Source organism: Roseomonas sp. TS2, from assembly GCF_058833935.1.
This window is the reverse complement of record NZ_JCACVY010000044.1, coordinates 1-26,471: the sequence shown is the minus strand read 5'-3', so window position 1 is coordinate 26,471 and position 26,471 is coordinate 1. Positions and strand designations below refer to the sequence as shown.

The 26,471-nt window shown below is 72.6% G+C and carries 26 protein-coding genes and 1 pseudogene; 8 read left to right on the top strand and 19 right to left on the bottom strand.

Annotated features, from left to right (window positions below; genetic code table 11):
- A partial coding sequence (locus tag ACZJYS_RS09800; RefSeq protein ID WP_493177542.1) for a DedA family protein occupies positions 1–690 on the top strand: 690 nt, incomplete at its 5' end.
- A 19-nt stretch (positions 691–709) separates the two neighbouring features.
- Here the strand turns inward: ACZJYS_RS09800 and hmuQ are convergent.
- From hmuQ to ACZJYS_RS09735, 13 genes are all read right to left on the bottom strand, one after another.
- Complete coding sequence (hmuQ, locus tag ACZJYS_RS09795; RefSeq protein ID WP_109515618.1) at positions 710–1,039, bottom strand: heme-degrading protein HmuQ; 330 nt, start codon at positions 1,037–1,039, stop codon at positions 710–712.
- A 65-nt stretch (positions 1,040–1,104) separates the two neighbouring features.
- Positions 1,105–2,361, bottom strand: a complete 1,257-nt coding sequence (locus ACZJYS_RS09790) for a molybdopterin molybdotransferase MoeA (RefSeq protein ID WP_493177539.1) — start codon at positions 2,359–2,361, stop codon at positions 1,105–1,107.
- Entirely contained in the window at positions 2,349–2,852 is a 504-nt protein-coding gene (gene mobB, locus ACZJYS_RS09785; protein ID WP_109515620.1) for a molybdopterin-guanine dinucleotide biosynthesis protein B, read from the bottom strand. Before mobB ends, ACZJYS_RS09790 begins: the two co-directional genes overlap by 13 nt.
- 83 nt (positions 2,853–2,935) lie before the next feature.
- Positions 2,936–4,336: a formate dehydrogenase subunit gamma gene (locus tag ACZJYS_RS09780; protein ID WP_493177537.1), complete on the bottom strand. Its 1,401-nt coding sequence runs from the start codon at positions 4,334–4,336 to the stop codon at positions 2,936–2,938.
- Positions 4,336–4,932 carry a formate dehydrogenase FDH3 subunit beta gene (fdh3B, locus tag ACZJYS_RS09775; RefSeq protein WP_109515621.1) on the bottom strand — a complete coding sequence of 199 codons (597 nt, stop codon included), beginning with the start codon at positions 4,930–4,932 and terminating at the stop codon, positions 4,336–4,338. Before fdh3B ends, ACZJYS_RS09780 begins: the two co-directional genes overlap by 1 nt.
- 17 nt (positions 4,933–4,949) lie before the next feature.
- Positions 4,950–7,844 (bottom strand): formate dehydrogenase subunit alpha, encoded by a 2,895-nt coding sequence (locus ACZJYS_RS09770; RefSeq protein WP_109515622.1) that lies wholly within the window; start codon positions 7,842–7,844, stop codon positions 4,950–4,952.
- 24 nt (positions 7,845–7,868) lie between these two features.
- The gene (locus ACZJYS_RS09765; RefSeq protein ID WP_109515623.1) at positions 7,869–8,081 is read right to left on the bottom strand and encodes a twin-arginine translocation signal domain-containing protein; all 213 of its coding nucleotides are present in this window, start codon (positions 8,079–8,081) and stop codon (positions 7,869–7,871) included.
- 23 nt (positions 8,082–8,104) lie between these two features.
- Positions 8,105–8,710 (bottom strand): TorD/DmsD family molecular chaperone, encoded by a 606-nt coding sequence (locus ACZJYS_RS09760; RefSeq protein ID WP_493177533.1) that lies wholly within the window; start codon positions 8,708–8,710, stop codon positions 8,105–8,107.
- A gap of 147 nt (positions 8,711–8,857) precedes the next feature.
- Positions 8,858–9,622 carry a DUF3306 domain-containing protein gene (locus ACZJYS_RS09755; RefSeq protein ID WP_493177531.1) on the bottom strand — a complete coding sequence of 255 codons (765 nt, stop codon included), beginning with the start codon at positions 9,620–9,622 and terminating at the stop codon, positions 8,858–8,860.
- Positions 9,619–10,146 (bottom strand): DUF3305 domain-containing protein, encoded by a 528-nt coding sequence (locus tag ACZJYS_RS09750; RefSeq protein ID WP_493177528.1) that lies wholly within the window; start codon positions 10,144–10,146, stop codon positions 9,619–9,621. The genes ACZJYS_RS09755 and ACZJYS_RS09750 overlap by 4 nt, the downstream gene beginning before the upstream one ends.
- 7 nt (positions 10,147–10,153) lie before the next feature.
- Positions 10,154–11,179: a DUF6352 family protein gene (locus ACZJYS_RS09745; RefSeq protein WP_493177526.1), complete on the bottom strand. Its 1,026-nt coding sequence runs from the start codon at positions 11,177–11,179 to the stop codon at positions 10,154–10,156.
- A gap of 34 nt (positions 11,180–11,213) precedes the next feature.
- The gene (locus ACZJYS_RS09740) at positions 11,214–11,765 is read right to left on the bottom strand and encodes a DUF6505 family protein (RefSeq protein ID WP_493177524.1); all 552 of its coding nucleotides are present in this window, start codon (positions 11,763–11,765) and stop codon (positions 11,214–11,216) included.
- Entirely contained in the window at positions 11,762–12,451 is a 690-nt protein-coding gene (locus ACZJYS_RS09735) for a biotin/lipoate--protein ligase family protein (RefSeq protein WP_109515628.1), read from the bottom strand. The genes ACZJYS_RS09740 and ACZJYS_RS09735 overlap by 4 nt, the downstream gene beginning before the upstream one ends.
- A 101-nt stretch (positions 12,452–12,552) precedes the next feature.
- Between ACZJYS_RS09735 and ACZJYS_RS09730 the strand changes: the two genes are divergently transcribed.
- A complete protein-coding gene (locus ACZJYS_RS09730) occupies positions 12,553–14,598 on the top strand; it encodes a 4Fe-4S dicluster domain-containing protein (protein ID WP_493177522.1) in 2,046 nt (681 codons plus the stop codon).
- 7 nt (positions 14,599–14,605) lie between these two features.
- On the opposite strand, the gene ACZJYS_RS09725 is transcribed toward ACZJYS_RS09730, so the two are convergent.
- From ACZJYS_RS09725 to ACZJYS_RS09705, 5 genes are all read right to left on the bottom strand, one after another.
- Entirely contained in the window at positions 14,606–15,136 is a 531-nt protein-coding gene (locus ACZJYS_RS09725; protein WP_109515630.1) for a hypothetical protein, read from the bottom strand.
- Positions 15,133–16,194 (bottom strand): transglycosylase domain-containing protein, encoded by a 1,062-nt coding sequence (locus tag ACZJYS_RS09720; protein WP_493177518.1) that lies wholly within the window; start codon positions 16,192–16,194, stop codon positions 15,133–15,135. The genes ACZJYS_RS09725 and ACZJYS_RS09720 overlap by 4 nt, the downstream gene beginning before the upstream one ends.
- Positions 16,176–16,853, bottom strand: coding sequence for a transglycosylase domain-containing protein (locus tag ACZJYS_RS09715; protein ID WP_493177516.1), 678 nt, complete (start codon positions 16,851–16,853; stop codon positions 16,176–16,178). The genes ACZJYS_RS09720 and ACZJYS_RS09715 overlap by 19 nt, the downstream gene beginning before the upstream one ends.
- Positions 16,854–16,972: 119 nt before the next feature.
- Positions 16,973–19,048 (bottom strand): glycerophosphodiester phosphodiesterase family protein, encoded by a 2,076-nt coding sequence (locus ACZJYS_RS09710; RefSeq protein ID WP_493177514.1) that lies wholly within the window; start codon positions 19,046–19,048, stop codon positions 16,973–16,975.
- Between the two features lie 215 nt (positions 19,049–19,263).
- Entirely contained in the window at positions 19,264–19,686 is a 423-nt protein-coding gene (locus ACZJYS_RS09705) for a DUF3830 family protein (protein WP_109515632.1), read from the bottom strand.
- 142 nt (positions 19,687–19,828) lie between these two features.
- Between ACZJYS_RS09705 and ACZJYS_RS09700 the strand changes: the two genes are divergently transcribed.
- The gene (locus ACZJYS_RS09700; RefSeq protein ID WP_379651902.1) at positions 19,829–20,488 is read left to right on the top strand and encodes a glutathione S-transferase family protein; all 660 of its coding nucleotides are present in this window, start codon (positions 19,829–19,831) and stop codon (positions 20,486–20,488) included.
- Between the two features lie 49 nt (positions 20,489–20,537).
- Here ACZJYS_RS09700 and ACZJYS_RS09695 read toward each other — a convergent pair whose 3' ends face one another.
- The gene (locus ACZJYS_RS09695) at positions 20,538–21,392 is read right to left on the bottom strand and encodes a prephenate dehydratase (RefSeq protein WP_493177510.1); all 855 of its coding nucleotides are present in this window, start codon (positions 21,390–21,392) and stop codon (positions 20,538–20,540) included.
- A gap of 215 nt (positions 21,393–21,607) precedes the next feature.
- On the opposite strand from ACZJYS_RS09695, the gene ACZJYS_RS09690 reads away from it, so the two are divergent.
- The 5 genes and pseudogenes from ACZJYS_RS09690 to ACZJYS_RS09670 all read left to right on the top strand — a co-directional run.
- Positions 21,608–22,144, top strand: a complete 537-nt coding sequence (locus tag ACZJYS_RS09690; protein ID WP_109515635.1) for a c-type cytochrome — start codon at positions 21,608–21,610, stop codon at positions 22,142–22,144.
- The gene (gene hisN, locus ACZJYS_RS09685) at positions 22,144–22,914 is read left to right on the top strand and encodes a histidinol-phosphatase (RefSeq protein ID WP_493177507.1); all 771 of its coding nucleotides are present in this window, start codon (positions 22,144–22,146) and stop codon (positions 22,912–22,914) included. The genes ACZJYS_RS09690 and hisN overlap by 1 nt, the downstream gene beginning before the upstream one ends.
- 115 nt (positions 22,915–23,029) lie before the next feature.
- Complete coding sequence (locus tag ACZJYS_RS09680) at positions 23,030–24,922, top strand: extracellular solute-binding protein (RefSeq protein WP_109515937.1); 1,893 nt, start codon at positions 23,030–23,032, stop codon at positions 24,920–24,922.
- A gap of 177 nt (positions 24,923–25,099) precedes the next feature.
- The gene (locus tag ACZJYS_RS09675) at positions 25,100–26,200 is read left to right on the top strand and encodes a microcin C ABC transporter permease YejB (protein WP_493177503.1); all 1,101 of its coding nucleotides are present in this window, start codon (positions 25,100–25,102) and stop codon (positions 26,198–26,200) included.
- Positions 26,197–26,471 (top strand): annotated as a pseudogene (locus ACZJYS_RS09670) (ABC transporter permease); the annotation flags it as partial. The gene ACZJYS_RS09675 and the pseudogene ACZJYS_RS09670, both read left to right, overlap by 4 nt.

Below are 26,471 nucleotides of genomic sequence, written 5' to 3'. Positions count from 1 at the left end.
CTCTGGCGGGGGTGCCGCCTGCTCTGCTACCGCTCCGCCATGTTGGAAGACTGGACCATGGCCTTCGAGGCCTGGGTGCGTGCCAATGCCGCCTGGGCGGCGCCGGTGACGTTCCTCATCGCCTTTTTCGAATCCTTCCCCGTCGTCAGCATCCTGGTGCCGTCCACGGCGCTGCTGCTGGCGGTGGGGGCGCTGATCGGCGGCGGGCTGATCGCGCCCGGGCCGGCGCTGCTGGCCTGCGTGGCGGGAGGGATCCTGGGCGATGCCGCCGGCTACTGGCTGGCGCGCTGGTTCGGCCCCTACGCGGTGCGCCGGCGGCTGCCGAAATCCTGCCGCCGCATCTATGCCTGGTCGGTGGTGGTGTTCCGGCGCTGGGGCTGGTGGGCGGTGTTCATTGGCCGCTTCCTCGGGCCGATGCGGGCGGTGACGCCGCTGGCGGCGGGCGTGGTGGGCATGCGCAACTGGCCGTTCCAGAGCGCCAACGTGCTCTCGGCCCTGGTCTGGGCGCCGCTGGTGATGATGCCCGGCACGGTGGGCGGCTGGCTGGCGCGGCAGCTCGGCCCGGAGCCGGACCCGCTGGCGATCGGCGGCGTGCTGGCCGGCGCGGCGCTGCTGTGGCTGAGCTACCAGCGGCTGCGGCCGGTGGTGCGCGCGGCGGTGCAGGCCCGGCTGGCGCGCGCCCGGGCCTGAGGGCCGCGCCCCCGCCGCGTCAGGCGCCGGGGCCGGGGTGCCCCACCGTCTGGATCACCTCGAACCCCTCGAACTGCGGCGGGCCGAGATAGAGCACCTTGGTCTGCCCGGCGCCCCGGTGCGCCGCGCGGAACGCGTCGGAGCGGGTCCAGCCCTCGAAGGACTCCCGGTCCTTCCAGATGGTGTGCGAGGCGTAGAGCACATGGTCCTCCCGCTGCGGGCCGCGCAGCAGGTGGAACTCGACGAAGCCGGGCACGGTGTGCAGGTGCGATTCGCGGCTCTTCCAGACCTGCTCGAACTCGGCCTCGGAGCCCGGCGCGACCTGGAAGCGGTTCATGGCGATGAACATGCGGCTCTTTCCCTCGCGGATGCTGCCGCAGAGATGGGGCCGCGACCCGGCTTCAGAAGAGGCCCCTAGAAAAGCCCCGCGAAGGGCAGCACCACCAGCCGGTCCCCCGGCGCCACGCCGAGGGACTCCTCCGGCAGCTCGGCGAAGGCATCGCTCTGCGTCAGGGAGGAGAGCAGTCCCGCCCCCTCCCGCGCGTATTTGGCGGCCACCGGCAGCCCGCCCGGCGCGCCGGGCCGCAGCGTGACGCGCACATATTCCCGCCGCCCCGCCTTCTTGCGGTAGGGGAAGGCGGCTTCCGCCAGGAAGCGCGGCAGCGGTACCGGCGCCGCGCCGCAGAGCCGCAGCGCCAGCGGCCGCGCCAGGTGCAGGAAGGTGACGAAGGCCGCCACCGGATTGCCCGGCAGCCCCAGCACGGGGGTTCCGCCGATGACGCCCATCGCCGCCGGCCGCCCCGGCTTCAGCGCCAGGCGCCAGAACACCAGGCTGCCCGCCGCCTCGATGGCGGCGCGCACATGGTCCTCCTCCCCCGCCGAGACGCCGCCGGAGGTGAGCAGCATGTCGTGCGCCCCGGCCGCCTCGCGCAGCGCGGCGCGGGTGGCCTCGGCGCGGTCGGGCAGGATGCCGAGATCGACCGGCTCCACCGGCAGCCCGGCCAGCAGCGCCAGCAGGGAGAAGCGGTTGCTGTCGAAGGTCTGGGCGGGGCCGAGGGGGGTGCCGGGCGTGGCCAGCTCGTCGCCCGTGCTGAACACGCCGATGCGCGGCCGCGCCGTGACGGCGAGCGCCGGCAGGCCGAGCGCCGCGGCCAGGCCGATGGCCGGCGGGTCGAGCAGGCGCCCGGCCGGCAGGGCCAGCGCGCCCTGCGCCACATCCTCCCCCGCCGGGCGGCAATTGGCGCCAAGCCTCAGCCCGGCCGGCAGCAGCAGCGCGCCGCCCTCCAGCCGGGCATCCTCCTGCATCATCACCGTGTCGGCGCCCGGCGGCATGGGGGCGCCGGTCAGGATGCGGCAGGCCGTGCCGGGGGCGAGCGCCGCCGCCGCCTGCTGCCCGGCGGCGAGCCGGCCGGCGAGGCGCAGCCGCGTCTCCTCCCCCGCGCGCAGATCGGCATGGCGGAAGGCATAGCCATCGACGGCGCTGTTGAAGAAGGGCGGCAGCGGGTGCGGCGCGAACAGGTCGGCCGCCAGCACGCGGCCGCGCGCCTGCGCCAGCTTCACCGTCTCGGTGCCGCCGAGGGGTGGCACGCGCGCGGCGATCAGCGCCGCCGCCGCCTCCACCGAGAGCAGCGCGCCGCCGAAGGCGAAGCAGTCGTCGCTCAGCTGGGCCATGGCGCAGCGTAGCGCAGGACGAGGCCGGCCACCGCCTCGATATCGTCCAGCCCGGCATGGGGCAGGGCGCCGCCGGGGGGCGGCGTGTCCGTGGCGGCGGCGCGGATGGCGGAATCCTCCGGGTGCAGCCAGGGCTTGCCGTTGGCGGCGCGGAACACCTCGATCTTGGGGTGGTGGTCGCGCTTGAAGCCCTCCACCAGCACGAGATCCACCGGGGCGAGCTGCGCCAGCAGCTCCGGCAGGGCCGGCTCGGGGGCGCCGCGCAGCTCGGTCATCAGCGCCCAGCGCTGCGCGGAGGAGACCAGCACCTGCTGCGCGCCCGCCTGCCGGTGGGTGTGGCTGTCCTTGCCCGGCTGGTCCACGTCGAAGCGGTGGTGCGCGTGCTTCACGGTGGAGACCGTCAGGCCACGGCCGGTCAGGCAGGGAATCAGCCGGGCGAGGAGGGTGGTCTTGCCGGCGCCACTCCAGCCGGCCAATCCGATCAGGCGCATGCGGGAAGCCTTATCCGGGGCGGCGGGCAAAAAAAAGCCGGGGGAACGGAATTCCCCCGGCCCTGCGGTTCTTTCCGGCCGCCTCAGTCGGCGCCGGCGGGGCGCGTGGCGGGCTCGGGGCGCACGGATTCATGCGCCCGCTTCAGCTCGTCATCCACCCACATGCTGTGGTGCTCTCGGGCCCAGTTGTAGTCCACCTTGCCGCTGCCCATGGCGCTGAAGGCGCCCTCCATGCCCAGGCTGCCGATGTAGATATGCGCCAGCATGGCCGCGATCATCAGCATCGACAGCACGCTGTGCAGCATGTGGCCGATCTGCTGGCCCTCGATGTTCAGGACGAAGAAGGGGAACATCAGCAGGAAGCCGGAGGCCGCGACCGCGCCGCCGCCCAGCACCGTGATCCAGAACACCGCCTTCTGCCCGCCGTTGAAGCGCCCGGCCTGCGGGTGCGCATCGCCGATGAAGCCGCCGCCATTCTTCAGCCAGACCCAGTCCAGCTTGTTCGGGATGTTGTCCCGCACCCAGAGCGCCAGCAGCCCGAGGACGCCCAGGGTGAAGGGGAAGGCCAGGAAGTTGTGGGCGATCTTGCCGAGCTCGGAGACGGTGGTGAAGGCCTCCGGCCCGATCACCGGCCGCAGCAGGTGCCGGCCATAGACCAGGTTGAGCCCGGAGAGCGCCAGCACGATGAAGGTGCTGGCCGTCAGCCAGTGCAGCGAGCGCTCCAGGAAGTTGAAGCGCTGCATGGTGCGGCCGGAGGGGCCGTGGCGCATGCGGATGCGCCCGCGCACCAGGAAGAACAGCGCCAGCACCGCCAGCACCCCGAGGATGGCGACGCCGCCGATCCACATCATGGTGCTGTTGCGGAAGGCCCGCCAGTCCCGCCCTTCCGGCTGCACCAGCACGGCCAGCTTGTCGTCCGGGATGCTGACGATGCCGGTGATGCGCCGGCCCGTCAGCGCGCTCTGCAGTTCCAGCTCCTCGGCGGAGAGGTTGCGGTTGCCCAGCGGCGGCGGGGCCGGGATGGGCTGCACCGGCGTCGGCGCCACCTGCGGCTGGGGCGCGGCCGGCGTGCCGGTGGGCTGCTCCGGGTCGGCGCTGTTCGGCACCTGCCGCTGCCCGGTCTCGCCGGCGCTCTGCACCTCGGGCACCGGGGCCTGCACCTCCGAGGAGCCCTGCGGCGGGCCGGCGCCATCGTCCTGGGGCAGCTGCTGCTGCGTCTGGGAGGCGGGCGGCAGGGCCTGGCGCACCTGCGGGTCGGTGGTGGTGCGCGCGGCGGCGCCGGCATCGGCCGGGGCCTGCGGCTGCGCCCCGGTCTGTGGCTGCGCCGGCGCTGGCGCCTGCGGCTGGGCCGGGGCGGGCGGCGCTTCCGCCGCCGGAGCCGCAGCAGGCGGCGCGTCGGCCGCCGGGGCCTGGGCGAGGGCCGGCGCGCCCAGCAGGGGCGCGGCGGCGGCCAGGGCGATCAGCGTGGAACGGAGCATGCTCATCAGACGTCCACCGTCTCGCGATAGGCGGTGCGCCAGCCCCAGGCACCGCTGCCATAGCCGCGCTTCTGCACCCGCTCCTTGTAGATGGAGGCGATGATGTCGCCATCGCCCGCCATCAGCGAGCGGGTGGAGCACATCTCGGCGCAGAGCGGCAGCTTGCCCTCGGCGATGCGGTTGGCGCCGTACTGCGCGTATTCCGCCGCCGTGTTGTCCTGCTGCGGGCCGCCGGCGCAGTAGGTGCACTTGTCCATCTTGCCGCGCCCGCCGAAATTCCCGACCTTCGGGTATTGCGGGGCGCCGAAGGGGCAGGCGTAGAAGCAGTAGCCGCAGCCGATGCACAGATCCTTGTCGTGCAGCACGATGGCATCCGCCGTCGTGTAGAAGCACGAGACGGGGCAGACGGCGGCGCAGGGCGCGTCCGTGCAGTGCATGCAGGCCATCGAGATCGAGCGCTCGCCCGCCTTGCCGTCATTGATGGTGACGACGCGGCGGCGGTTGATGCCCCAGGGCACCTCGTTCTCGTTCTTGCAGGCGGTGACGCAGGCGTTGCACTCGATGCAACGGTCGCTGTCACAGAGGAATTTCATGCGGGCCATGGATCAATTCCTCCCTGTCACGCGCCGCGGATCTGGCAGAGCGTGACCTTGGTTTCCTGCATCGCGGTCACCGGGTCGTAGCCATAGGTTGTCACGGTATTGACGCTCTCGCCGAGCACGATGGGGTCGGTCCCCGGCGGGTAGTAGCCGCGCCGGTCCTCGCCCTGATACCAGCCGCCGAAGTGGAAGGGCATGAAGGCCACCCCCTTGGCGACACGGTCGGTCACCAGGGCCTTCACCCGCACCTTGGCGCTGTTCTCCACGCCGTCCACCCAGACCATCTGGCCGGGCTTGATGCCGCGCGCCTCCGCATCCGCCGGGTTGATCTCGACGAACATGTCCTGCTGCAGCTCGGCCAGCCAGCGGTTGGAACGCGTCTCCTCGCCGCCGCCCTCGTACTCCACCAGCCGGCCGGAGGTCAGCACGATGGGGAAGGAGGTCGCCAGGCTGTAGGAGCGCGCCTGCACGCTCTTGGCCAGATGCGGCAAGCGGAAGGTGCGCCGGTCGTCGATCGCGGGGTAGTCGGCGATCAGGTCGGTGCGCGGGGTGTAGATCGGCTCGCGGTGCACCGGCACCGGGTCGGGCAGGTTCCAGGCATTGGCGCGGGCCTTGCCGTTGCCGGAGGGCTGGCAGCCATGCTCCAGCGCCACGCGGATGATGCCGAAGGACAGGTCGGTCGACCAGGAGACGCGGTCCGGATTGTCGCCGCCCACCCGGGCGATGATCTCCTTCTCCTGCGCCGTCAGCTCGTCGTACCAGCCCAGGCGCTTCAGCACGGCCACGGTGAACTCCGGGTAGCCGTCCGTCAGCTCCGAGCCCTTGGAATAGGACCTCTCGGCCAGCAGCGTCTTGCCCTCGCGCTCCACGCCCCAGCGTGCGCGGAAGCAGCCGCCGCCTTCCTTCACGTGCAGGTTGGTGTTGTAGAGGATGTGCGTGCCGGGGTGCTTCATCTCCGGCGTGCCCCAGCAGGGCCAGGGCAGGCCATAGACCTCGCCCTCCACCGGGGAGCCGGGGCGGCCGCGCAGCGTCACCAGGTCGAAATCCTCCTGGCGCTGCATGTGCAGCTTCAGCCGCTCGGGCGACTGGCCCGAATAGCCCGTGGAGATGGCGCCGCGGTTGAACTCGCGGGTGATGCTCTCGGCGACGGGCTGCGTGCCCTTCACCTCGATCGACTTGAACATCTCCTGGGCGAAGCCGAACTTCCGCGCCAGCAGGTAGAGCAGCTCGTAGTCGTTCTTGCACTCGAAGATCGGGTCGACGATCTTGGAGCCCCACTGCAGCGAGCGGTTGGAGGCGGTGCGGCTGCCATCGCACTCGAACTGCGTCGAGATCGGCAGCAGGTAGGTGTTGTCGCGCCGGTTCGACATGCTGGAGAGGTTGGTCGGGTGCGGATCGGCCACCACGAGCAGCTCGAGCGCATCCATGCCCTTGATCGCCTCGGGCATGCGGCTGACGGTGTTGCCGCCATGGCCGATGGCGATGAAGGCCTTCACCGTATCCGGCTGCGACAGCTGGTCCTTCGGCAGCAGCACGGCGTCGAACCAGCGCGTGGTGGGGATGCCGGGCGTCTCCATCAGCGCCTTGCTGGCGAAGCGCTGCACCATCCACTCATAGGGCACGTCCCACACCCGGCACCAGTGGCGCCAGGCCGCCTCGTCCAGCCCGTAATAGGCCGGCAGGGTGGTGACATCGAGGCCGAAATCCGTCGCGCCCTGCACGTTGGTGTGGCCGCGGTAGATGTTGGCGCCGGTGCCGGGCCGGCCCATGTTGCCGGTGGCCAGCAGCAGGATGGTGAAGGCGCGCACATTGGCGGTGCCCACGGTCTTCTGCGTGGCGCCCATGCACCAGATCAGCGTGGCCGGCTTCTGGGTGGCGAAGATCTGCGCCACCTTCTTCAGCTGGGCCTCAGGCACGCCGGTGACGCGCTCGACCTCGCGCGGGTTCCACTTGGCGACCTCCTTGCGGACGTCGTCCATGCCGAACACCCGCTGGGCGATGAACTCCTTGTCCTCCCACCCGTTCTCGAAGATGTGCCAGAGCATGCCCCAGATGATGGGGATGTCGGTGCCGGGGCGGATGCGGACATACTCGGTGGCGTGCGCCGCCGTGCGGGTGAAGCGCGGATCGATGACGATCACGTTCGCGCGGTTCTGCTCCTTGCCCGCCAGCATGTGCTGCATCGAGATCGGGTGCGCTTCCGCCGGGTTGCCGCCCATGATGATCATGGTGCGCGCGTTGCGCGTGTCGTTGTAGCTGTTGGTCTGGGCGCCGTAGCCCATGACGTTGGAGACGCCGGCCACGGTGGTCGAGTGGCAGATGCGCGCCTGGTGGTCGATCGTGTTGCTGCCCCAGAATGCGGCGAACTTCCGCATCAGGTAGGCGCCCTCGTTGCTGAACTTGGCGCTGCCCAGCCAGTAGACCGAATCGGGGCCGGATTTCTGCCGGATCTCCAGCAGCTTGTCGCCGATCTCCTCGATCGCCTGCTCCCAGGAGACGCGCTGCCACTGCCCGTCCACCAGCTTCATCGGGTATTTCAGCCGGCGGTCGCCATGCACCAGCTCACGCACCGAGGCGCCCTTGGCGCAATGCGTGCCGCGGTTGATCGGGCTCTCGAAGGCCGGCTCCTGCCCGACCCAGACGCCGTTCTGCACCTCGGCCACGACCGTGCAGCCCACCGAGCAATGGGTGCAGATGTTCTTGATGCGCTGGATCGGCTGGCTGAAGTTGGTCGGGCCGGCGGCGGCCGGGCGCGCGGTGGTCAGGCCGAAGCTGCCCAGCGCCGCCAGCCCGGCGCCGCCGAGGCCCGCCTGCCGCAGGAAGCTGCGCCGGTCCATCCCGCCGGCGGAAAGGCCCTGATAGGTGGAGGAAAGCCGCTGACGGGCGGCCTTCCCCTCGCTGCGCTTGATCAGCATGGGGCGTCCCTTCCCTGTCCCGTCTCAGTAGCGGTTGGTGCGGTAGAAGGCCTTGACGTGGTCGGTCTCGCGATAGCGCGCCGCCACCTTCTCGACCTCCGTCTCCTTGCGCGGGCGCGGCGCCTGCGCCTGCGCGGCGGCGGGAGCGGCGGCCGCCGCGGCGGCGCCCCCGGCCAGGCCCAGCGTCTTCAGGAAGCCGCGCCGCTCCGCCACCTTGTTCTCGTTCCCGTCGTGCATCGCCGCGCTCCTTGGTCTTGTCTTTATGCCGGCAGCCCGGCCGCCGTCGCCTCGATCTCCATCGCCGCGCGTCCCAGCGCGCCGACGGCCCGGTAGAACTGCGCCGCCTCGGCCGCCTGCAGGTCGGCGAAGCAGCGCGTGGCCCAGGGCTGCACGTGGCGGGTGAAGAAGCCGGCGGCTTCCTCCGGCCCGGCGGGGAACACCCCCGCGATCAGCCCGGCCATGGTCTCGCAGAGAAACCCCAGATGGTCCTCCGGTTCCGCCACGCCGGGCGCGCGCTCGACGCCAAGCTGGCCCAGCGTGGCGCGCAGCTCGGCCAGCGGGCGCTCATGCAGGAAGCCGGTGAGGTAGTAGGAGGCGAAGGGCAGCAGCTCCCCGCGCCCGACGCCGATGAACAACGCATGGTACTCGCGCTCCGCCTGCGCCGGGTCGGTCTGCTGCGCCGCCTCGGCCAGCTGGCCGTAGGCATCGCCCAGCACGCTGCCCGCCTCGCCGCGCAGCGCGCGCAGATTGGCCAGCAGCGCGCCATCCGGCGGCGCCACCAGCAGCCGCCCCAGCAGGGCGAACAGCCGGGCGCGCTCCAGCTCCAGCAGATCGAGGGCGGCGGTCGGCGAGACCGGAGTGGTCATGCGTCGGGCAGTCCGATGGTCAGAGGTTTTGAACGGCAGCCGGCCGCTCCGCGAAGAGAGGCCATATACCATTCTGACTCATCCGGTCGGTTATGAGCAAGTATCCGGCTCAGACACCATTTGAGAACTATTCTCAATTACTGCTTTCTATTGTGGAACGGCCCCGCCATGACGGCGGCGGGCCGGCAGCGCAGCCTCGGCCGGTGCAGTCTCGCCTGGTGCAGTCTCGGCCGGCCCAGTCTCGCCCGCTGCCGTCACGGCCGGCGCGGCCTCCGGCAGCGGGCTGAGCCGCAGCGGCGTCAGCGGCGCGGAAGCCAGAGACGGGAGCGGCGGCGCGCCTTCCAGGGGGCCGTCCAAGGAGCCGTCCACGGGACCCTCCATGGGGCCTTCCGCCACAGCCGCCTCGCCGGCTGGGCTTCCCTGCGGCGCGCCCGCCTCCGCATCCTCGGCGGCGGCCTCGTCCTCCTCCGGCTCGGGCGGGGCGCCGATCGCCTGCGCCAGCAGCTTGCGCAGGTTGCCGCCCAGCTCCGGCGAGAAGCCGGGCACCCCGTCGGCGGCATTGAAATCCCACGCATAGTCGGCGGGGCCGACGAAGTCGCGTATGCCGGGGTCGAGCGACCACATCCGCCGCAGCGCCGCCTGCCGCAGCAATGCCGGCACGTTGGGTTCGAGGAAGGCGGTGAAGTCGCTCTCCGGCCCCAGGCTTTCCAGCGGCGGCAGGCTGGCGGGGTCGAACGCGTCCGCCGCCGCGGCCGGATCAGGCCCAACGGCGGGAAAAGCGGCAGGCGGAACGGCGGACGGGGCGCCGGGCATGGGCGCCGCCCTGCCCGGCGCCGGCGGTTCCGGCGCGGCCTCCGGCTCCACGCCGCGCTTGCGGCGGGACCAGCGGCTGAGGAAGCCCTCGCCGCTCACCGCTCCCCTCCCCCCGTCCGGCCGCCCGGCGCGCGGCGGGCCAGTGCCTCCGGGTCGGCCCGGTCGCGCTGCCGCTTCGAGAAGCCGCGCTCGCGGTGGTGGCGGGCCACATACGCCTCCAGCGGCCCGCGCAGGAAGGCCGGCAGCCTCAGGCTCTCCAGCGTGTCGTTGCCGACATCGGCGTAGAGATGCGCCTCGCCCGGGTCGATCGTCACCAGGTGCAGCGCCATGCCCGGCTCGCCGGCGGCGGGGCGCAGCACCACCCACAGCCGGGGGTCCTCGCTCTCCAGGTTGCTCAGGTAGTTGCTGGTGTCGGTCGGGTGCAGCGCCACCGCGGCATGGCCGGCCAGGAACAGGGCGCGCCCCTCCTCCTGCCGCAGCAGCGTCCAGGGCGGTACGTCGGGCGCCTCCGCCAGCACCTCCACGACGCGCCAGGACCAGTCCGCCCAGGGGCTGGACGAGGGCCGCCGCTCGGCGATGACGGCGACGCGGATGTGCAGGCTGTCGGGCGTGTCGGTCAGCATCGGGGCCTCACAGCGCCGCCTCGGCGGCGATCAGCGGCAGGCCGGTGGCCAGGTTCTGCGGCTTCATGCGCACCAGCTTGGCCGGGTTCATCGCCAGCGCCAGGTAGACGGGGCGGCCGGCCAGGCGCGGCAACACGCGCGTCGTCTCGCGGAACTCCAGCACGCCGAGCCAGAGGATACGCGCCAGCCGCTCCTGCGCCACCGCCTGCCCGTTCCAGAGGTCGTTGGCGATGCCGGTGGCCTCGCTGTCCAGCCCCACATGCCAGGACCAGTCGGCATCCTCGATCAGCCGGGTGGGGCGGATCGTCACCTCCTCGCCCAGCACGTGCCGGATGAAGCGCTCCAGCGCGCGGGCTAGGCCCTGCTGGCCGGGGCGGCCCTCGGCGATGTCGAGGGCGTAGTCATGCGCGTCGGAGCGGGCGGCATAGGCGGCCGGGTCGGCCTCGCCCAGCACGTCCAGCTCCACCTCGCGCGGGGTGGCGCCGGCCTCGGTCAGCAGCCGGCCCAGCGCGCCGAGGTCGCCATCCGCCGCGCGGGCGGCCACCACCTCCTCGTCGGCCAGCAGCAGCGCGCCCTGGTGGATGGCGGCGCGCTGCGGGCGAAAGAGGCATTCGGCGGCGCGCAGCGCATAGGCATCCGCCTCCCCCTCCATCGCGGCGCGGGCGATGAGCTGGGTCAGCATCTGCAGGAACAGCGGCGGCACGCCCGCCACGCCCTCGCGATAGAGCGCCAGCCAGGCGGCCTCCAGCGTGGGGTGGGCCGCGACACGGTCGCGGAACGTGAGAAAGACCTGCCAGTTCTCGGCCGCGTCCGGGTCGGCCAGCGCCGCCAGGGTGGCGGGCGCCACCGGGTGCAGCGGCTCCGCCAGCAGCGCCGCGTGCAGGGCGCGCTCGGCGCCGCAGGCCTCCTCCGGCGGCACCAGCTCGGGCCGGGCGAGGAAGGCGCGCCAGAGGTCCGGCGTCGGGACCAGGCGCCCCGCCTCGTCGCGGTCGCAGAGCTGGTGGCCGGAGGCGATCCAGAAATCAGGGGTCATGCGCCATTACCAGAACGGGAAAGGGAAGCGCGGGTCATCCGCGCCGGGGAAGGGCGGCGAGGTCCACCGCCTCGGGCTCCTCCCCCTCCACCTCGACGATGCCGAACACCGGCAGGCTGCCGAAATCGCTGTGCGGCGTCTCGCGCCGGTGCAGGGTGCGGAAGCGCTCGCGCACCTCTCCGCCCTCCACCGCGCGGGCGAGCGCCAGCACCGTGCCGGGCGGGTGGCCGCAGAGCGATTCGGCGAAGGCCAGCTCCTCCTCGGCGGCGGCGCGGGCGGCGGCCTCGTCCGGCGCGCCATAGGCGGCGCGGATCCGCGCGGCCAGGGCCGCCACCGCCGCGGCGCGCTCGGCCGGCGTGGCCTCGGCCACCTCCACCAGGGTGGAGAAGCCGAAGCTGCCGAGGCCGAGGAAGCCGGCGCGGAATTCCTGCCGCCGCTTGCCGGCGAGCGCGGCCGGGTCCTCGTCCCAGAAGTCGAAGCCGCCGGGCACGGCCCACTCCCCCGGCGCGGCGGCGCGGGAGAACACCACCGTGTCGGATGGGTCGAGCCGCAGCGTGCGCGGCAGGAAGGTGCGGGGCGGGGTCATGCGGCCTCCAGCGGGCGGCGCTCATCGGCCGCGCCCTCGCGGCGCAGCAGCAGCGCGCCGGTGGCGGGGTCGAGGCCGCGCCGCGCGCCCTCCATCCACTCCTCCACCTCCAGCCGCGCCAGCACCCGCTCGGCCATGGCGCGGAAGCCGCGCGACTGCCATTCGGAGAGGCCCGCCATCAGGTGCCGCGCCCAGGCGGCCACCAGCTCCCCGGGTGGAATCTCCAGGAAGCCCTCCTCGGCCAGCGCGGTGCGGCCGGGGTCGCGGCCGGGCTCATACCCCTCCGGGTGGCGCCAGGCCAGGCGGATACCCACCACCAGCCAGTCCGGCACCGCCTCCTCCGGCAGGCCGGGCGGCGCGCCGAGGAAGGCCTCGCCCACCTGCGCGCCGTTCAGCACGATGCCGGCAGGCCAGCGCAGCGTCACCGGGATCTCGGGCGGGCCGAGCACCACCAGCGCATCGGCGGCGGCGCTGGCGGCCGCCAGCAGGCCCGCGCGGGCGGCGGCGAGGCTCTCCTCCGGCTCCAGCACCAGCGCGGCCTCGATGCGGTCCGGCGCCGCCAGCCAGGGCAGCAGCCCGCCGCCCCGCTCCGGCGCCAGCGCCATGGCCCGGGCGCGCGCATCCTCGTCCGGCGCCAGCTTCAGCGGGGCGAACAGGCTGGGCAGGGGCGGCAATCCTTCGTGCATTCTGGGTGCTCTTCCCTCGTCATCCGGCATCCGCGTGGATATATGCGCTTCGGCCCGCGCCGGGACAGCCGACGGGAAAATTACTGCGGGCAGGAGAATTCATGACACATCCGGCCAACACCCCCGCCTCTCCCCGCGGCCGCACCGTCTTCGCCTGCAGCTGCGAGGACACCATGGTGCTGGACGAGGGCGCGCTGGCGCGGGGCTGCGGCGGGCGGCTGCGCACCGCCGAGCAGCTCTGCCGCGCCCAGCTGGACCGCTTCATGGCGGCGCTGGGCGAAGGCGACGTGACGGTGGGCTGCACCCAGGAGGCGCCGCTGTTCCGCCAGGAGGCGGAGGCCGCCGGCCATGCCGGCGCGCTGGACTTCGCCAATGTGCGCGAGCAGGCCGGCTGGTCGCGGGAGGGTGCGCAGGCCGGGCCGAAGATGGCCGCCCTGCTGGCCGCCGCCGCCGTGCCGATGCCCGCCACCCCCCTGGTGCCGCTGGAGAGCCAGGGCGTGACGCTGATCCTGGGCCGCGACGAGGCGGCCCTCGACCTGGCCGAGCGGCTGAAGGACCGGCTCGACATCACCGTGCTGCTGACCGGCGAGGCCGATGTGGCGCCCCGCCCGCAGGCCGAATACCCGGTGCTGCGCGGCCGCGCCCGCAGCGCCACCGGCTGGCTCGGGCATTTCGCCGTCGCCATCGACGGCTATGCGGCGGCCGCCCCCTCCTCCCGCGCCGCCTATCGCTGGGGCGCGCCGCGCGACGGCGCCGCCAGCGAATGCGACATCCTGATCGACCTCACCGGCCGGGCGCCGCTCTTTCCGACGCACGAGGTGCGGCAGGGCTACCTGCGCGCCGCGCCGGGCGACGCGGTGGCGCTGGAACGCATCACCCGCGAGGCGGGCGAGCTGGTCGGGCAGTTCGACAAGCCGCGCTTCATCCGCTTCGACGCCGGGCTCTGCGCGCATTCGCGCAACAAGCGCACCGGCTGCACCCGCTGCCTGGATCTATGCCCGACCGGCGCCATCACCCCCTCCGCCAAGGGGCACTGGGACAGCGTGGCGATCAGCGCCGAGATCTGCGCCGGCTGCGGCGCCTGCGCCGCCATCTGCCCGACCGGCGCCGCGCAGTACGACCTGCCGCCGACGGATGCGGTGCTGCGCCGCATCCGCGCCCTGCTGCTGGCCTACCGCGCGGCGGGCGGCCAGGCCCCCACCCTGCTGCTGCACGAGGCGGCGGGCGAGGCGATGATCGACGCCCTCTCCCGCCACGGCCCCGGCCTGCCGGCGCATGTGCTGCCGCTGCGGCTGCACGCCGTGACGGCGGCCGACCTTGCCCTGCTGGTGGCGCCCTTCGCCTGGGGCGCGTCGGACGTGCAGCTGCTGCTGCCGGCCCGCCGGCCGCACGGCGCCGAGGGCGTGCTGCGCAATGTGGACTATGCCGAGGCGGCGCTCGCGGGCCTCGGCCTGCCGCATGCCCCTGGGGTGATGGAGACCGACGACCCGTTCACCCTCGCGGAGATGCTGGCCGCCGCGCCGCGCCCGGCGCCCGCCGCGCGGGCGGAGTTCCTGCCGCTCGGCGCCCCGCGCGAGATCCTGAGGACGGCGCTCTCCGCGCTGCGCGCGGCGGCGGAGGCGGCGCCGGCGGTGATCCCGATGCCGGAGGCGGCGCCCTTCGGCGCGGCGCATGTGGCGGTGGAGGGCTGCACCCTCTGCCTCGCCTGCACCATGGTCTGCCCCACCGGCGCCTTCGCCGCCAACCCGGAGCGGCCGGAGCTGTCCTTCCTGGAGGATGCCTGCGTGCAGTGCGGCCTCTGCGCCAACACCTGCCCGGAGAAGGTCATCAGCCTGGAGCCGCGGCTGGACCTGCGGCCGGAGGCGGCGCAGCGCCAGGTAGTGAAGCAGGAGGCGCCGGCCATCTGCCCGTCCTGCGCCAAGGCCTTCGGCACCCGCGCCTCGATCGACCGGGTGAAGGAGCGGCTGCGCGCCAGCGGCCACTGGATGTTCACCGACCCGGCGCGGCTGGCGATGCTCGACCTGTGCGAGGATTGCCGCGTCTCGGCCGCCACCAACAGCCAGATCGACCCCTATGCCAGCACCGCCCGCCCGCGCCCGATGACCACCGAGGATTATCTGCGGGAGCGCGGCCCGGGCGAGGGCTGAGGCCGCCTCAGCCCAGGACGATGCGGGTGGCGCCGTCCTGGCTGCTGGCCTGCAGCCCGAGCTCGGCCAGCGCCTCCAGCGCCCCCTCCGGCGCCGGCCAGTTCACCTCGATGGCGCTGCCATCCAGCCGCAGCAGGGGCGGCTGGCCGGGCGGCAGGCCGCGCGCGCCGGCGGTCAGGTCCAGCAGGGCGAGGTCCACCTCCGGCCGGGGCGGCGCGATGGTGGCGGTGGCCAGCACCTCCACCTTCAGCGGCTTGCCGACGGCCAGGGCCAGCACCGGCCGCACCGCCTCCAGGAACTTGCCGGAATCCACCTGCCCTTCCTCATGCGGGCGGCCGAGGCGCAGATAGGCGCGGATCAGCGCCTCCATCTCCCGCGCCCCCTGCAGCGCGCGGCCGAGGCGCACCGCGTTGCGCTCCTCCGGTGGCAGCGTGGCCTGCACGGCCTCCAGATTGGCCTGCAACACCATGTAGAGGTTGTTCATGGCGTGCTGCATCGGGCGGGCCAGGCCAGCCAGGCGGGCGGGGGCGTCGGTCATGGAAGTCCTTCCTCCACGATATCGCGGAACAGTTGTGCCGGCAGGGTGCCGCCGCGGACGTCGTCCATCGGCCGGGCGTCGTCATTGCCCAGCCAGACGCCGATGACCAGGGGGGGCGCAAGCCCAATAAACCAGGCATCGCGGAATTCCTGCGTTGTACCGGTCTTGCCTCCCACAACCTTACCCGGCACGAGGGCGGCGCGGCCGGTGCCGCGCGCCACCACGGCGCCGAGCATGCGCCGCATCATCGCCGCGTGCTCGGCCGAGAGCACGCGCTGCGGCGCGGTGCGCGGCACGGCCAGGAGGCGGTGGGCCGATTCGGCGCGCGCCACGCCATAGGGCTCCACCCGCAGGCCGCCATTGCCGAAGGCGGCATAGGCGGCGACGAGGTCGATCAGCGTGGCCTCCGCCGTGCCCAGCGCCAGCGAGGCATTGTCCGGGAACGGTCCGCGCAGCCCGAGTCGGCGCGCCACCCCGGCCACATCGCGGGCGCCGCCGGCGCGCAGCAGAACCCGCACGGCGGCGGTGTTGACGCTGTGCGCCAGTGCCTCCTCCAGCGAGATCTCGCCGCGGCCACGCCAGGCGCCGTTGCGCGGCGACCAGCCGGCCAGCGTCAGCGGCGCGTCGGAGACCTCCTCCTCCGGCGTGGCGCCCGCCTCCAGCGCCGCCAGCCAGACGATGGGCTTGAACACCGAGCCCGGCTGCCGCCGCGCGGTGACGGCGCGGTTGAAGGGGCTGGCGCGGTAGCTGCGGCCGCCGGCCATGGCGCGCACCGCGCCATCCCGCAGGTCGAGCGCCAGCACGGCGCCCTGCCCCACCCCCGCCGCCGCGCCGGGGCCGGCCAGCAGCGCCTCCAGCCGCGCCTCCACCGCCGCCTGCAGCCGCAGGTCCAGCGTGGTGCGCAGCACCAGGTCGCCGGCGCCGGGGTAGTGCTCGGCCAGGTCGTCCTGCACCCAGTCGGAGAACCAGCCGGAATCGCCGGAGGGGCGGCGCGGCAGGGCCATGCGCTCGGCCTCCTGCGCGGCGCGGCGGGCGGTGATCAGGCCCACCTCGGCCATGGCCTCCAGCACCTCGGCGCCGCGGCGGATGGCGGCGTCCGCCGCGCCGCCGCATCCACCCCATAGGCGCCGCCGCCGAGATAGACGCGGTTGAGGTAGATCTCCAGCAGCTGGTCCTTGCTGAAGCGCCGCTCCAGCCACAGCGCCAGAATCGCCTCCTGCACCTTGCGGCGCAGGCTGCGCTCGGGCGTCAGGAACAGGTTCTTGGCCAGTTGCTGCGTCAGGGTGGAGCCGCCCTGCACCACCCGGCCGGCGCGCAGGTTGGCGACGAGCGCGCGCGCCAGCCCGACCGGGTCCAGGCCGAAATGCTCGCGGAAGCGCCGGTCCTCCACCGCCATCAGCGCGCCGGGCAGGTAGGCGGGCAGGTCGTCCAGCCGCACCACCTCGCCATACAGGTCGCCGGCGGTGGAGAGCAGGCGGCCATCGGCGGCCTCCAGCGTCACGGAGGGGCGGCGCGTGGTGGCCAGCGCCTCCTCCGGCCGCGGCAGGTCCCAGGCGAAGTAGAGCAGCAGGGCGGCGCCGGCGAAGCCCAGCCAGACCAGCAGCACCAGCAGCCGGCCGAGCCAGCGCCCCAGGCCGCCGCGCTGGCGCGGCCGGGCGGCGGCGGAGGGGGAAGGCGGCGGCGCGGCGCGGCCACCACGCGCCGGAGAGCGGGCCATGCGGCGCTCTCTAGACCGGATCGCGCCATGGCTCCAACCGAAAGGCAGCCACGGTCACGCTTTGGAAAACAGCGTCTTGGCCGGGGGAAAGCCATGCCCCCGGCCACTCCTCCGCGCCCTCAGTCGAGCAGGCCGGGCTCCGGCAGGCGGCCCTCGGCGGCGCCGAACTGCAGGAAGTGCAGCAGCGGGTTCACGCCCGCCTCGGCCACATCCGGGTTCGCCGCCAGATAGGCCGCGGCGTCGAAGCCGCCGAAGCTCTTGCGCCCCTCGGCGAAGCCATGCAGCAGGTAGTGCATCATCGGGTCCATGCCGGCCCCGGCGACGTCGTCATTGGCCTCGAGATAGGCGCCGGCATCGAAGAAGCCGTTCGGGTCGCGGCCCTCGGCCCGGCCATGCTGCTCGTAATGCGCGCGGGCGGAGAGGCCGGAGCGCGCCACATCGGCGTTGGCCAGCATGTAGAAGGCGGCGTCGAATCCATCCGCCGCCACCGTGCCGATGGCGGCGGTGGCGGCGCGGCCCTCGGCCTGGCCATGCGCCAGGTAGTGCTCCAGCGGGTTCAGCCCGGCTTCCGCTACATCGGCGTTGCGCGCCAGGTAGGCCTCGCCGTCGAAGCCGGCGGAGGGGTCGCGGCCCTCCTTCCAGCCGAACTCGCGGTAGTGCTGCAGCGGGTTCGCCCCCGCCGCCGCCACGTCCGGGTTGGCGGCCAGATAGGCCTCGGTGTCGAACAGCGCGTTCGGGTCGCGCCCCTCGCGCCAGCCGGTGTTCTCGTAATGCGCCTTCAGGTCCACCCCGGCCGCCCAGACATCGGGGTTGGCCATGGCGTAGGCGAGGCTGTCGAACAGCGCGTCGCCATCGTCGAGGCGCAGCAGGCCGTCGGCGAAGAGCAGGCGCTCGACGGAGAGCAGCGTGGTGGCGCCGGCCGGGCCGGTCAGCACCAGCGCCTCGCCCTCGCGCGCCACGGCGTGGTCGGCCAGGCGGCCGGAGAGGATGGCGGTGTCGGTGCCCTCGCCGCCTTCCAGCCGGTTGCCGCCGGGGCCGCCGATCAGCGTGTCGTTGCCATCGCCGCCCGTCAGCGCATCGTCGCCGGCACCGCCGAAGAGGATGTCGTCCCCCGCGCCGCCATCGAGGAAGTCGATGCCGTCCGTGCCCTGCAGGATGTCGTTGCCCTCGGTGCCGTCGCTGGCCAGGTGGTCGGCCACCGCCTCCAGGCCGAGATCGGGCTGGTCGGTGAAGAAGCCGTCCACGCCGAGCTCAATCAGCAGCCGCATCTCGTCCTGGGCCGAGAGCGGCGTGCCGTCCACGCCCAGCACCAGGAAGGGCTCCTCCGCGCGCACGGTGTAGGGGATGACCTTCAGCCCCAGCGAATGCGCGTTCTCCACCAGCGGCCGCACCTCGCCGGTGAGCTGGCGGGCGATCAGCGCCACGCCGTCGCCATCGCCATCCACGGGCGTGATGGCGCGGCGCAGCAGGATGGCGTCCTTGCTGGGCCCGACGATGTCGGCATAGCGGGCGATCTCGGTCAGCGCCTCGACCGTGTAGGAATTGCCGAGCTGGACGATCTGAAAGTCCACCCCGGCGCCGGGCATGATCTCGTCGTTCAGGCGGATCAGGTTGGCGGTCTCGAAGGACTGGACGAACACCCGCTCGCGGTCGGTGAAGCCGAGCGCCACGAGCTGCTCGACCAGCATGGCACTGGTGTCGAGGCCGATCGACTCGAAGAAGGACGGGCTCTTGGTCTCCGGCGCGATGCCGATCTTGCGGCCGGTCTCCGCCTCCACCTGGCGGACCAGGGCGATGATCTCCGCCAGCGTCGGGATCTCGAACCGGCCGTCATAGCTGGCGCTCTCGGGCCGCACCTCGCCGAGCCGCTCCTTGGCGCGCAGCGTCTTCAGCTCGGCCAGGGTGAAGTCCTCGGTGAACCAGTTGGTCACCGCGCGGCCGCCGATCGTCTTGGTGACGAGGCGGTCGGCGAATTCCGGCAGATCGGCGACGTTGGTGGTGTCGGACAGGGTGTGCTCGTGGCGGGCCACCAGCACGCCGTCCTTGGTGGAGACGAGATCGGGCTCGATGACGCTGACGCCCATCTCGATCGCCAGCCTGTAGGCTTCCAGCGTGTGCTCGGGGCGGTAGCCGCTGGCGCCGCGATGGGCGATGACGACCGGCGGCTGGCCGTCCAGCGTGGCGAAACTGACCATGGTTCCCGGCTTCCTCTTCGTGCGGACTCTTGGCGCGGAAGGCCGGGGCGATGGCGGCACGCTCTTCCGGGCGGAGCCAGCGCCGCCCGGCACATCTCATGCCCGGCCATAGAAGCCAGCAATGACAGGCGGATGAGTATCAGATTACGCGAAGGTTAAACGAGGCCGGGGCGGGGGCCGTCCTCCGGCCTCCCGCGGTCTGGAGAAAGCCGGCCTCAGGGGGCGCGGAAGGTGATCGGCTTGTTGCCGTCCCACAGCACGGAGCGGCAGACATCGGCCAGCCGGTCCAGCCCGTCCTGGATGGTCAGGAAGTGGTTGCCGGCGAGCTGGCCGGCCTTGCTGGCGAAGCAGCAGGGGCCGTAGGCCACCAGGATCTCGGTCTCTGACACGCCGCTGATCTGGCCGGGGTGGACGATGACCTGGCCGGGGGCGGGGTAGGAGGTGGCGTTCTCGTAGCCGATCGAGAGGTCGCGCTCGCCCATCGGGATCCAGCACGCCTCGCCGGACCAGCGGACATGGATGATGCGGTCCTGGTAGGGCAGGAGCTGGCGGAAGCGGGCCACGGTCCTGGGCGCCGCGGCTTCCTCGAAGCGGGCCTGGAAGATCTCTCCCCCGATGTCGATGACGATGTCGGCCACTCTGCTCTCCTCCTGCGCGGGCGGCCGGTCTGGCCACCTGGGCAGCCTGTGTGGCCCAGCCCTCCGCCCCGGAACAAGGGGGGAGATTGCGGCCCGGGCGCGGCTGGCGCAGGCTGCGCGGCCTTTTCGGGAGAGAACGAGCATGGCGTTGAAGATCTATGGCGTGTCCCGCTCGCGGGCGACGCGCCCGCTCTGGCTGGCGCGCGAGCTGGGGCTGGAATACGAGCAGGTGCCGGTCATCCAGTCCTACCGCCTGCCGGACCCGGCGGCGCCGGACGCGCCGCTGAACACCGCCTCCCCCGCCTTCCTGGCCATCAACCCGAACGGGCAGGTGCCGTCGATCGACGATGGCGGCTTCGTCCTGCACGAGTCGCTGGCCATCACCCTCTATCTGGCGCGCAAGCATGGCGGCCCGCTGGCGCCGCGCGACGCGCGGGAGGAAGCGCTGATGACCATGTGGTCGCTCTGGGCCGCCACCAATGTGGAGGACAATGCGCTGCAGGTGATGATGCACCTGCCCGCCGCCGCGCCGAAGCACGACGCCGCCCGCGCCCAGGCCGCCGTGGCCGCGCTGCGCCGCCCCTTCGCCGCGCTGGAGCGGGGGCTGAAGGCGGGGGGCGGCCATCTGGTCGGCGGCCGCTTCACCGTGGCGGACCTGAACGTGGCCGAGGTGGTGCGCTATGCCCAGCCGGCGAAGGAACTGTTCGCGGAATTCCCCGCCGTGCAGTCCTGGATCGCCGCCTGCCAGTCCCGCCCCGCCTTCCAGGCGATGATGGCCGAGCGGGAGAAGGAGCCCGCCTGAGCGGCCGGCGGCGGAAAGGCCGGGGGGGAGGCGCCCCCCGGCCTCTCCCTCAATCCGCCTGCGCCATCTGGCCGAGCCGGTAGGGATGCGCCGGGTAGGAGCCCAGCACGCGCAGCTCGCGCGAGAAGAAGGCCAGCTCCTCCAGCGCACGCTTCAGCCCGGGGTGCTCCGGGTGGCCATCGACGTCGCAGAGGAACTGGGTGGCGGTGAAGTGGCCGTCGAGCATGTAGCTCTCCAGCTTGGTCATGTTCACGCCGTTGGTGGCGAAGCCGCCCAGCGCCTTGTAGAGCGCCGCCGGGATGTTCCGCACCCGGAAGACGAAGGTGGTGACGGTGTTCACCGCATCCACCGCCGGCGGCGCCGGCTGGCGGGACATGACGTAGAAGCGGGTGGTGTTGTGCGCCGCGTCCTCGACGTTGCGCAGCAGGATCTCCAGCCCGTAGATCTCGCCGGCCAGCGAGGAGGCGATGGCGGCGTCCTCCAGGCTCGGCTTCTCGGCCAGCAGCTTGGCGGCGCCGGCGGTGTCGGCCTCGATCACCGGCTCCAGCCCGCGGTCGCGCAGCAGGTTCAGCACTTGCCCGAGCGCCACCGGGTGGCTGTGGGCGCGCTTCAGCCTTTCCAGCGTGGCGCCCTTGTGCGCCAGCAGGCAGTGCTCCACGCGCTGGTAGTGCTCGCCCACCACGAACAGGCCGGAATCGGGCAGCATGCGGTGGATGTCCGGCACTCGCCCGGCCAGCGAGTTCTCGCAGGGCAGCATGGCCAGCGCCGCGCGCCCCTCGCGCACCGCCGCCATGGCCGCCTCGAAGCTCGGGCAGGGCAGGGTCGTCCAGCCGGGATAGGCGCTGCGGCAGGCGAGGTCCGAATAGGCGCCGGGCATGCCCTGGAAGGCGATCACACCACTCATCTCGTTCTTCTCGATCCGTCCTCGGTGTGGCGGCCGCGCCGGCGGGAGGCCGGCGGCGGTGTTTGCCGTCGCATCGGCGTGGGGCTACGGGTTGAAGCGCCCGCTCTCTGCCACTATGGTCCGGGCGCTTCTAGTCGAGCCCTGGTTCCTGCGCAAACCAGCCGGGGCTTATCGGAGCGAGTCGCTTCGCATTTCTCGATGGATGGATCGGCAGCATGAGCTTGGAGGTCAACAAGGCGTTCGCGGCCGTCCTTACCGCCGGGATCGCCTTCATGGTGGCCGGCGTGGTGGGTGATGTGGTCGTGCACCCGAAGCGCCTCGACAAGGTGGCCATCGCCATCGAGGGCGCCCCGGAGCCGGGCGCCGAGTCCGCTCCCGCCGCCCCGCAGGTCGAGGACGTGACGCCGCTGCTGGCCGCCGCCAACCCCGAGGCCGGGCAGCAGCTGGCCGGCCGCCTCTGCGCCGCCTGCCACAGCTTCGACCAGGGCGGCGCCAACAAGGTGGGTCCGAACCTCTACGGCGTGGTCGGCAACCACCACGCCCACCTGGACAACTTCAACTATTCCCCGGCGCTGAAGGGCCTCGCCGAGAAGCCGTGGGACTACGCGGCGCTGAACGAGTTCCTGGCCGGCCCGGCGCGCGCCATCCGCGGCACGCGCATGGCCTTCGCCGGCATCCGCGACGTGAAGCAGCGCGCCGACGTCATCGCCTATCTCCGCACGCTGTCGCCGAACCCGCAGCCCCTCCCCTGATGCGGGACATGATCGCGGCGGCTGAAGCGGCCGCCGAGGCGGCGGGGGCGGTCATCCGCCCCCTTTTCCGTTCCGCCCTGCTGGTCGAGGCGAAGGGCGACGCCAGCCCGGTCACCGAGGCCGACAAGGCCGCCGAGCGCCAGATCCGCGCCCTGCTGGCCGAACGCTTCCCCGACCACGGCCTGATCGGCGAGGAATACGGCGCCGAGCGGGCGGATGCCGAATGGGTCTGGGTGATCGACCCGATCGACGGCACCCGCGCCTTCGTCACCGGCCGCCCCGTCTTCGGCAGCCTGATCGGGCTGATGCACCGCGGCCGCCCCGTGCTGGGGCTGATCGACCAGCCCGCCACCGGCGAGCGCTGGATCGGCGCCGCCGGCCAGCCGCTGATGTTCCGCGGCCCGATGGGCGGCAACCCGCGCACCCGGAGCTGCGCCCGCCTGGCCGAGGCGGAGCTCTCCTGCACCAGCCCGGACATGTTCACCGAGAGCGAGGCGCCGCGCTTCGCCCGGCTGCGCGCCGCCGCCCGCCGCGTCACCTGGGGCGGCGACTGCTACGCCTATGGCCTGCTGGCGCTGGGGCTGATCGACGTCATCGCCGAATCGGACCTCAAGCCGTGGGACTGGGTGGCGCTGCAGCCCGTCATCGAGGCCGCCGGCGGCAGCATGACCGACTGGTCCGGCCAGCCGCTGCGGCTGGACGGCCCCGGCCAGGCCCTGGCGCTGGGCGACCGCGCGCTGCTCGACGAGGCGGTGCGGCTGCTGGGGTGAGGCACCGGGGAAGCCGGCGCCTCCCGTCCGGGGCGCGGGAAACCGTCATGTTGCAAATCGCAAGCCCGGCGACACGGCAGTTGTCCTGGCGCGGCCGAACGCTCATCCTATGCCCATGCGCCGCCGCCATCTGATCGCTTCCGGCCTCGCCCTCGCCACGGGCCCTGTCCTCTCCCGCGCCTGGGCCCAGCAGGGCGCGGGGGCCGCCGCGGTGCCGGCGCCGCCAGGAACAGCCGAGGCACCGCAGCCGCCACGCCGCACCCATGCCCTCTCCCTGCTGGGGGAGCCGGCCCTGCCGGCGGAGTTCACCCACTGGCCCTGGGTGAACCCCGAGGCGCCGAAGGGTGGCCGCATGGCGCTGACCGCCATTGGCAGCTTCGACTCCTTCAACCCCTACATCCTGCGCGGCGCCCCGGCCGCCGGCACCAGCCTGATCTACGACACGCTGATGATGCCGAGCCCGGACGAGGCCAGCACCGAATACGCCCATCTGGCGCAATGGGTGGAGCTGCCGCGCGACGGCCGCGGCATCACCTTCGTGCTGAACGAGGCGGCGCGCTGGCATGACGGCCAGCCCGTCACCGCGCAGGACGTGGTCTGGACCTTCAACACGCTGCGGCAGAGCGGCCGCCCCTTCTACCGCGCCTACTGGGGCGACGTGACGGAGGTGGCGGCGGAGGATGCGCGCCGCATCGTCTTCCGCTTCGGCAACGCCGACAACCGCGAGCTGGGGCAGATCCTCGGCCAGATGCCGGTGCTGCCGCGCCACTGGTGGGAGGGCAAGGACTTCGCCCAGCCCGGCCTGACCGTGCCGCTCGGCTCCGGCCCCTACCGGATCGAGGGCTTCGAGCCGGGGCGCAGCGTCACCTACCGCCGCGTGGCCGACTACTGGGGGCGCGACCTGCCCACCCGCCGCGGCACGCAGAACTTCGATGTCATGCGCTACGACTACTTCCGCGACGCCACCGTGGCGCTGGAGGCCTTCAAGGCCGGGCAGATCGACCTGCGGGTGGAGAACGTGGCGAAGGAATGGGCCACGGGCTACGACTTCCCCGCCGCCCGGCGCGGCCTGGTGAAGCGCGAGGAGATCCGCCACGAGTTGCCCACCGGCATGCAGGGCTTCGCCATGAACCTGCGCCGGCCGCTCTTCCAGGACCGACGGGTGCGCGAGGCGCTGGGGCTGGTGTTCGACTTCGAGTGGATGAACGCCAACCTGTTCTACGGCAGCTACACGCGCACCACCTCCTACTTCTCCAATTCCGAGCTGGCGGCCACCGGCCTGCCCTCCGAGGGGGAGCTGATGGTGCTCTCCGCCTTCCGCGGCCGGCTGCCGGAGGCGGTGTTCACCACCGAGTTCCGCGTCCCCGCCTCGGATGGCAGCAACAACAACCGCGAGAATGCCCGCCGCGCCCTCGCCCTGCTGCGCGAGGCCGGCTGGACGGTGAAGGAGCGCCGCCTCGTCAACGAGAAGGGCGAGCCCTTCAGCTTTGAGATCCTGCTCAACAGCGCCACCTTCGAGCGCGTGGCCCTGCCCTACATCCAGGCGCTGCAGCGCCTCGGCATCGAGGCGCGGGTCCGCACCGTCGATCCCGCCCAGTACCAGGTGCGGATGGACGCCTTCGACTACGACATGACGGTGGAGCTGTTCCCGCAGAGCCTCTCCCCCGGCAACGAGCAGCGCGATTTCTGGGGCTCGGAGAAGGCGAAGGAGAATGGCAGCCGCAACACCATCGGCATCGCCGACCCGATCGTCGACGCGCTGGTGGAGCTGATCGTCGCGGCGCCCGACCGGCAGGCGCTGATCGACCGCACCCGCGCGCTCGACCGCGTGCTGCTCTGGGGCCACTACGTCATTCCGCACTGGCACAGCCGCAGCTTCCGCGTGGCCTGGTGGGACAAGTTCGGCCGGCCGGAGCGCAACCCGCGCTACGCCCTCGACCTTCAGGCCTGGTGGGTGGAAGCGGCCAAGGACCGCGCGCTGCCGGCGGACCGGAACGTGGCGAACTGAGGTCAGAGGCGGGGGAAGGAATTCCCCCGCGCCCCCATCTTTTTTCTGCTAGCTGCCGGTCACGGCTCAAACGGGGTCACGGGGAACATCATGCGCGCGCAGCACCACGCATCCGCCAGGGCGCCCCATCCATGCGGCGCCCCCCCTCCCCGCCAGACCGCGGCAGCCTGACAAAAAATGGGCGCGTATCTGCTGCGGCGGCTGGCGCTGCTGGTGCCGACGCTGTTTGGAATCATCCTGATCAACTTCATCGTGGTGCAGTTCGCCCCCGGCGGGCCGGTGGAGCAGATGCTGGCCGAGCTGCGCGGCAGCAATGTCAGCACCATCGGCCGCCTCGGCGAATCCCAGGGCGAGTTGCGCGGGCCGCCGCAAGGCCAGGCGGGCGAAGGCCCCGCCGGCACCTATCGCGGCGCGCGCGGCATGGACCCCGCCGTGGTGGCCGAGATCGAGCGCCTCTTCGGCTTCGACAAGCCGGCGCCCGAGCGCTTCCTCACCATGATCAAGGGCTACCTGACCTTCGACTTCGGCGAGAGCCTGTTCCGCGGCCGCAAGGTGGTGGATCTGCTGTGGGAGAAGCTGCCCGTCTCCATCAGCCTCGGCCTCTGGTCCACGCTGATCATCTATCTCGTCTCCATACCCTTGGGCATCCGCAAGGCGGTGCGGGACGGCACGCGCTTCGATGCCTGGACCTCCGGCGTGGTGCTGGTGGGCTACGCGGTGCCGGGCTTCCTCTTCGCCATCCTGCTGGTGGTGCTGTTCGCCGGTGGTTCCTTCGTGCAGTGGTTCCCGCTGCGCGGCCTCGCCTCCTCCGGCAGCGCGGAATGGCCCTTCTGGCAGCGTGCGCTGGACTATGCCTGGCACATGGCGCTGCCGACGCTGGCCCTCGTCATCGGCGGCTTCGCGGGCCTCACCATGCTGACCAAGAACTCCTTCCTGGAGGAGATCAACAAGCAGTACGTCGTCACCGCCCGCGCCAAGGGGGCGGGCGAGGGGCGCGTGCTCTACGGCCATGTGTTCCGCAACGCCATGCTGCTGATCATCGCCGGCTTCCCCGCTGCCTTCATCGGCATCCTGTTCACCGGCGCGCTGCTGGTCGAGATCGTCTTCTCGCTCGACGGGCTCGGCCTGCTCGGCTTCGAGGCCGCCATCCGGCGCGACTACCCGGTGATGTTCGGCACCCTCTACATCTTCACCCTGCTGGGGCTGGTCATGCAGATCGTGGGCGACGTCACCTACACGCTGATCGACCCGCGCATCGACTTCGAGGCGCGCCGATGACCCCCATCACCCGGCGCCGGCTGGCCAATTTCCGCGCCAACCGGCGCGGCTGGTGGTCGCTCTGGATCTTCGCGCTGCTGTTCTTCGTCACCCTCGGCGCCGAGTTGGTGGCAAATGACCGGCCGCTGCTCGCCAAGGTGGGCGAGAAATGGTTCTTCCCCGTGGCGGTGGAATACGCGGAGAGCGACATCATCGAGGGCGGCTTCCCCACCGCCGCCATCTGGCGCGACCCCGCGCTGCGCGAGGAGGTGGAGGCCCAGGGCGGCTGGAT

Bases quoted from the DNA above. Each gene is read 5' to 3' on its own strand.
- hmuQ (WP_109515618.1), bottom strand. From the start codon at position 1,039: ATGTTCATCGCCATGAACCGCTTCCAGGTCGCGCCGGGCTCCGAGGCC.
- ACZJYS_RS09790 (WP_493177539.1), bottom strand. From the start codon at position 2,361: ATGGCCCAGCTGAGCGACGACTGCTTCGCCTTCGGCGGCGCGCTGCTC.
- mobB (WP_109515620.1), bottom strand. From the start codon at position 2,852: ATGCGCCTGATCGGATTGGCCGGCTGGAGTGGCGCCGGCAAGACCACC.
- ACZJYS_RS09780 (WP_493177537.1), bottom strand. From the start codon at position 4,336: ATGAGCATGCTCCGTTCCACGCTGATCGCCCTGGCCGCCGCCGCGCCC.
- fdh3B (WP_109515621.1), bottom strand. From the start codon at position 4,932: ATGGCCCGCATGAAATTCCTCTGTGACAGCGACCGTTGCATCGAGTGC.
- ACZJYS_RS09770 (WP_109515622.1), bottom strand. From the start codon at position 7,844: ATGCTGATCAAGCGCAGCGAGGGGAAGGCCGCCCGTCAGCGGCTTTCC.
- ACZJYS_RS09765 (WP_109515623.1), bottom strand. From the start codon at position 8,081: ATGCACGACGGGAACGAGAACAAGGTGGCGGAGCGGCGCGGCTTCCTG.
- ACZJYS_RS09760 (WP_493177533.1), bottom strand. From the start codon at position 8,710: ATGACCACTCCGGTCTCGCCGACCGCCGCCCTCGATCTGCTGGAGCTG.
- ACZJYS_RS09750 (WP_493177528.1), bottom strand. From the start codon at position 10,146: ATGCTGACCGACACGCCCGACAGCCTGCACATCCGCGTCGCCGTCATC.
- ACZJYS_RS09745 (WP_493177526.1), bottom strand. From the start codon at position 11,179: ATGACCCCTGATTTCTGGATCGCCTCCGGCCACCAGCTCTGCGACCGC.
- ACZJYS_RS09740 (WP_493177524.1), bottom strand. From the start codon at position 11,765: ATGACCCCGCCCCGCACCTTCCTGCCGCGCACGCTGCGGCTCGACCCA.
- ACZJYS_RS09735 (WP_109515628.1), bottom strand. From the start codon at position 12,451: ATGCACGAAGGATTGCCGCCCCTGCCCAGCCTGTTCGCCCCGCTGAAG.
- ACZJYS_RS09730 (WP_493177522.1), top strand. From the start codon at position 12,553: ATGACACATCCGGCCAACACCCCCGCCTCTCCCCGCGGCCGCACCGTC.
- ACZJYS_RS09725 (WP_109515630.1), bottom strand. From the start codon at position 15,136: ATGACCGACGCCCCCGCCCGCCTGGCTGGCCTGGCCCGCCCGATGCAG.
- ACZJYS_RS09720 (WP_493177518.1), bottom strand. From the start codon at position 16,194: ATGGCCGAGGTGGGCCTGATCACCGCCCGCCGCGCCGCGCAGGAGGCC.
- ACZJYS_RS09715 (WP_493177516.1), bottom strand. From the start codon at position 16,853: ATGGCCCGCTCTCCGGCGCGTGGTGGCCGCGCCGCGCCGCCGCCTTCC.
- ACZJYS_RS09710 (WP_493177514.1), bottom strand. From the start codon at position 19,048: ATGGTCAGTTTCGCCACGCTGGACGGCCAGCCGCCGGTCGTCATCGCC.
- ACZJYS_RS09700 (WP_379651902.1), top strand. From the start codon at position 19,829: ATGGCGTTGAAGATCTATGGCGTGTCCCGCTCGCGGGCGACGCGCCCG.
- ACZJYS_RS09695 (WP_493177510.1), bottom strand. From the start codon at position 21,392: ATGAGTGGTGTGATCGCCTTCCAGGGCATGCCCGGCGCCTATTCGGAC.
- ACZJYS_RS09690 (WP_109515635.1), top strand. From the start codon at position 21,608: ATGAGCTTGGAGGTCAACAAGGCGTTCGCGGCCGTCCTTACCGCCGGG.
- hisN (WP_493177507.1), top strand. From the start codon at position 22,144: ATGCGGGACATGATCGCGGCGGCTGAAGCGGCCGCCGAGGCGGCGGGG.
- ACZJYS_RS09680 (WP_109515937.1), top strand. From the start codon at position 23,030: ATGCGCCGCCGCCATCTGATCGCTTCCGGCCTCGCCCTCGCCACGGGC.
- ACZJYS_RS09675 (WP_493177503.1), top strand. From the start codon at position 25,100: ATGGGCGCGTATCTGCTGCGGCGGCTGGCGCTGCTGGTGCCGACGCTG.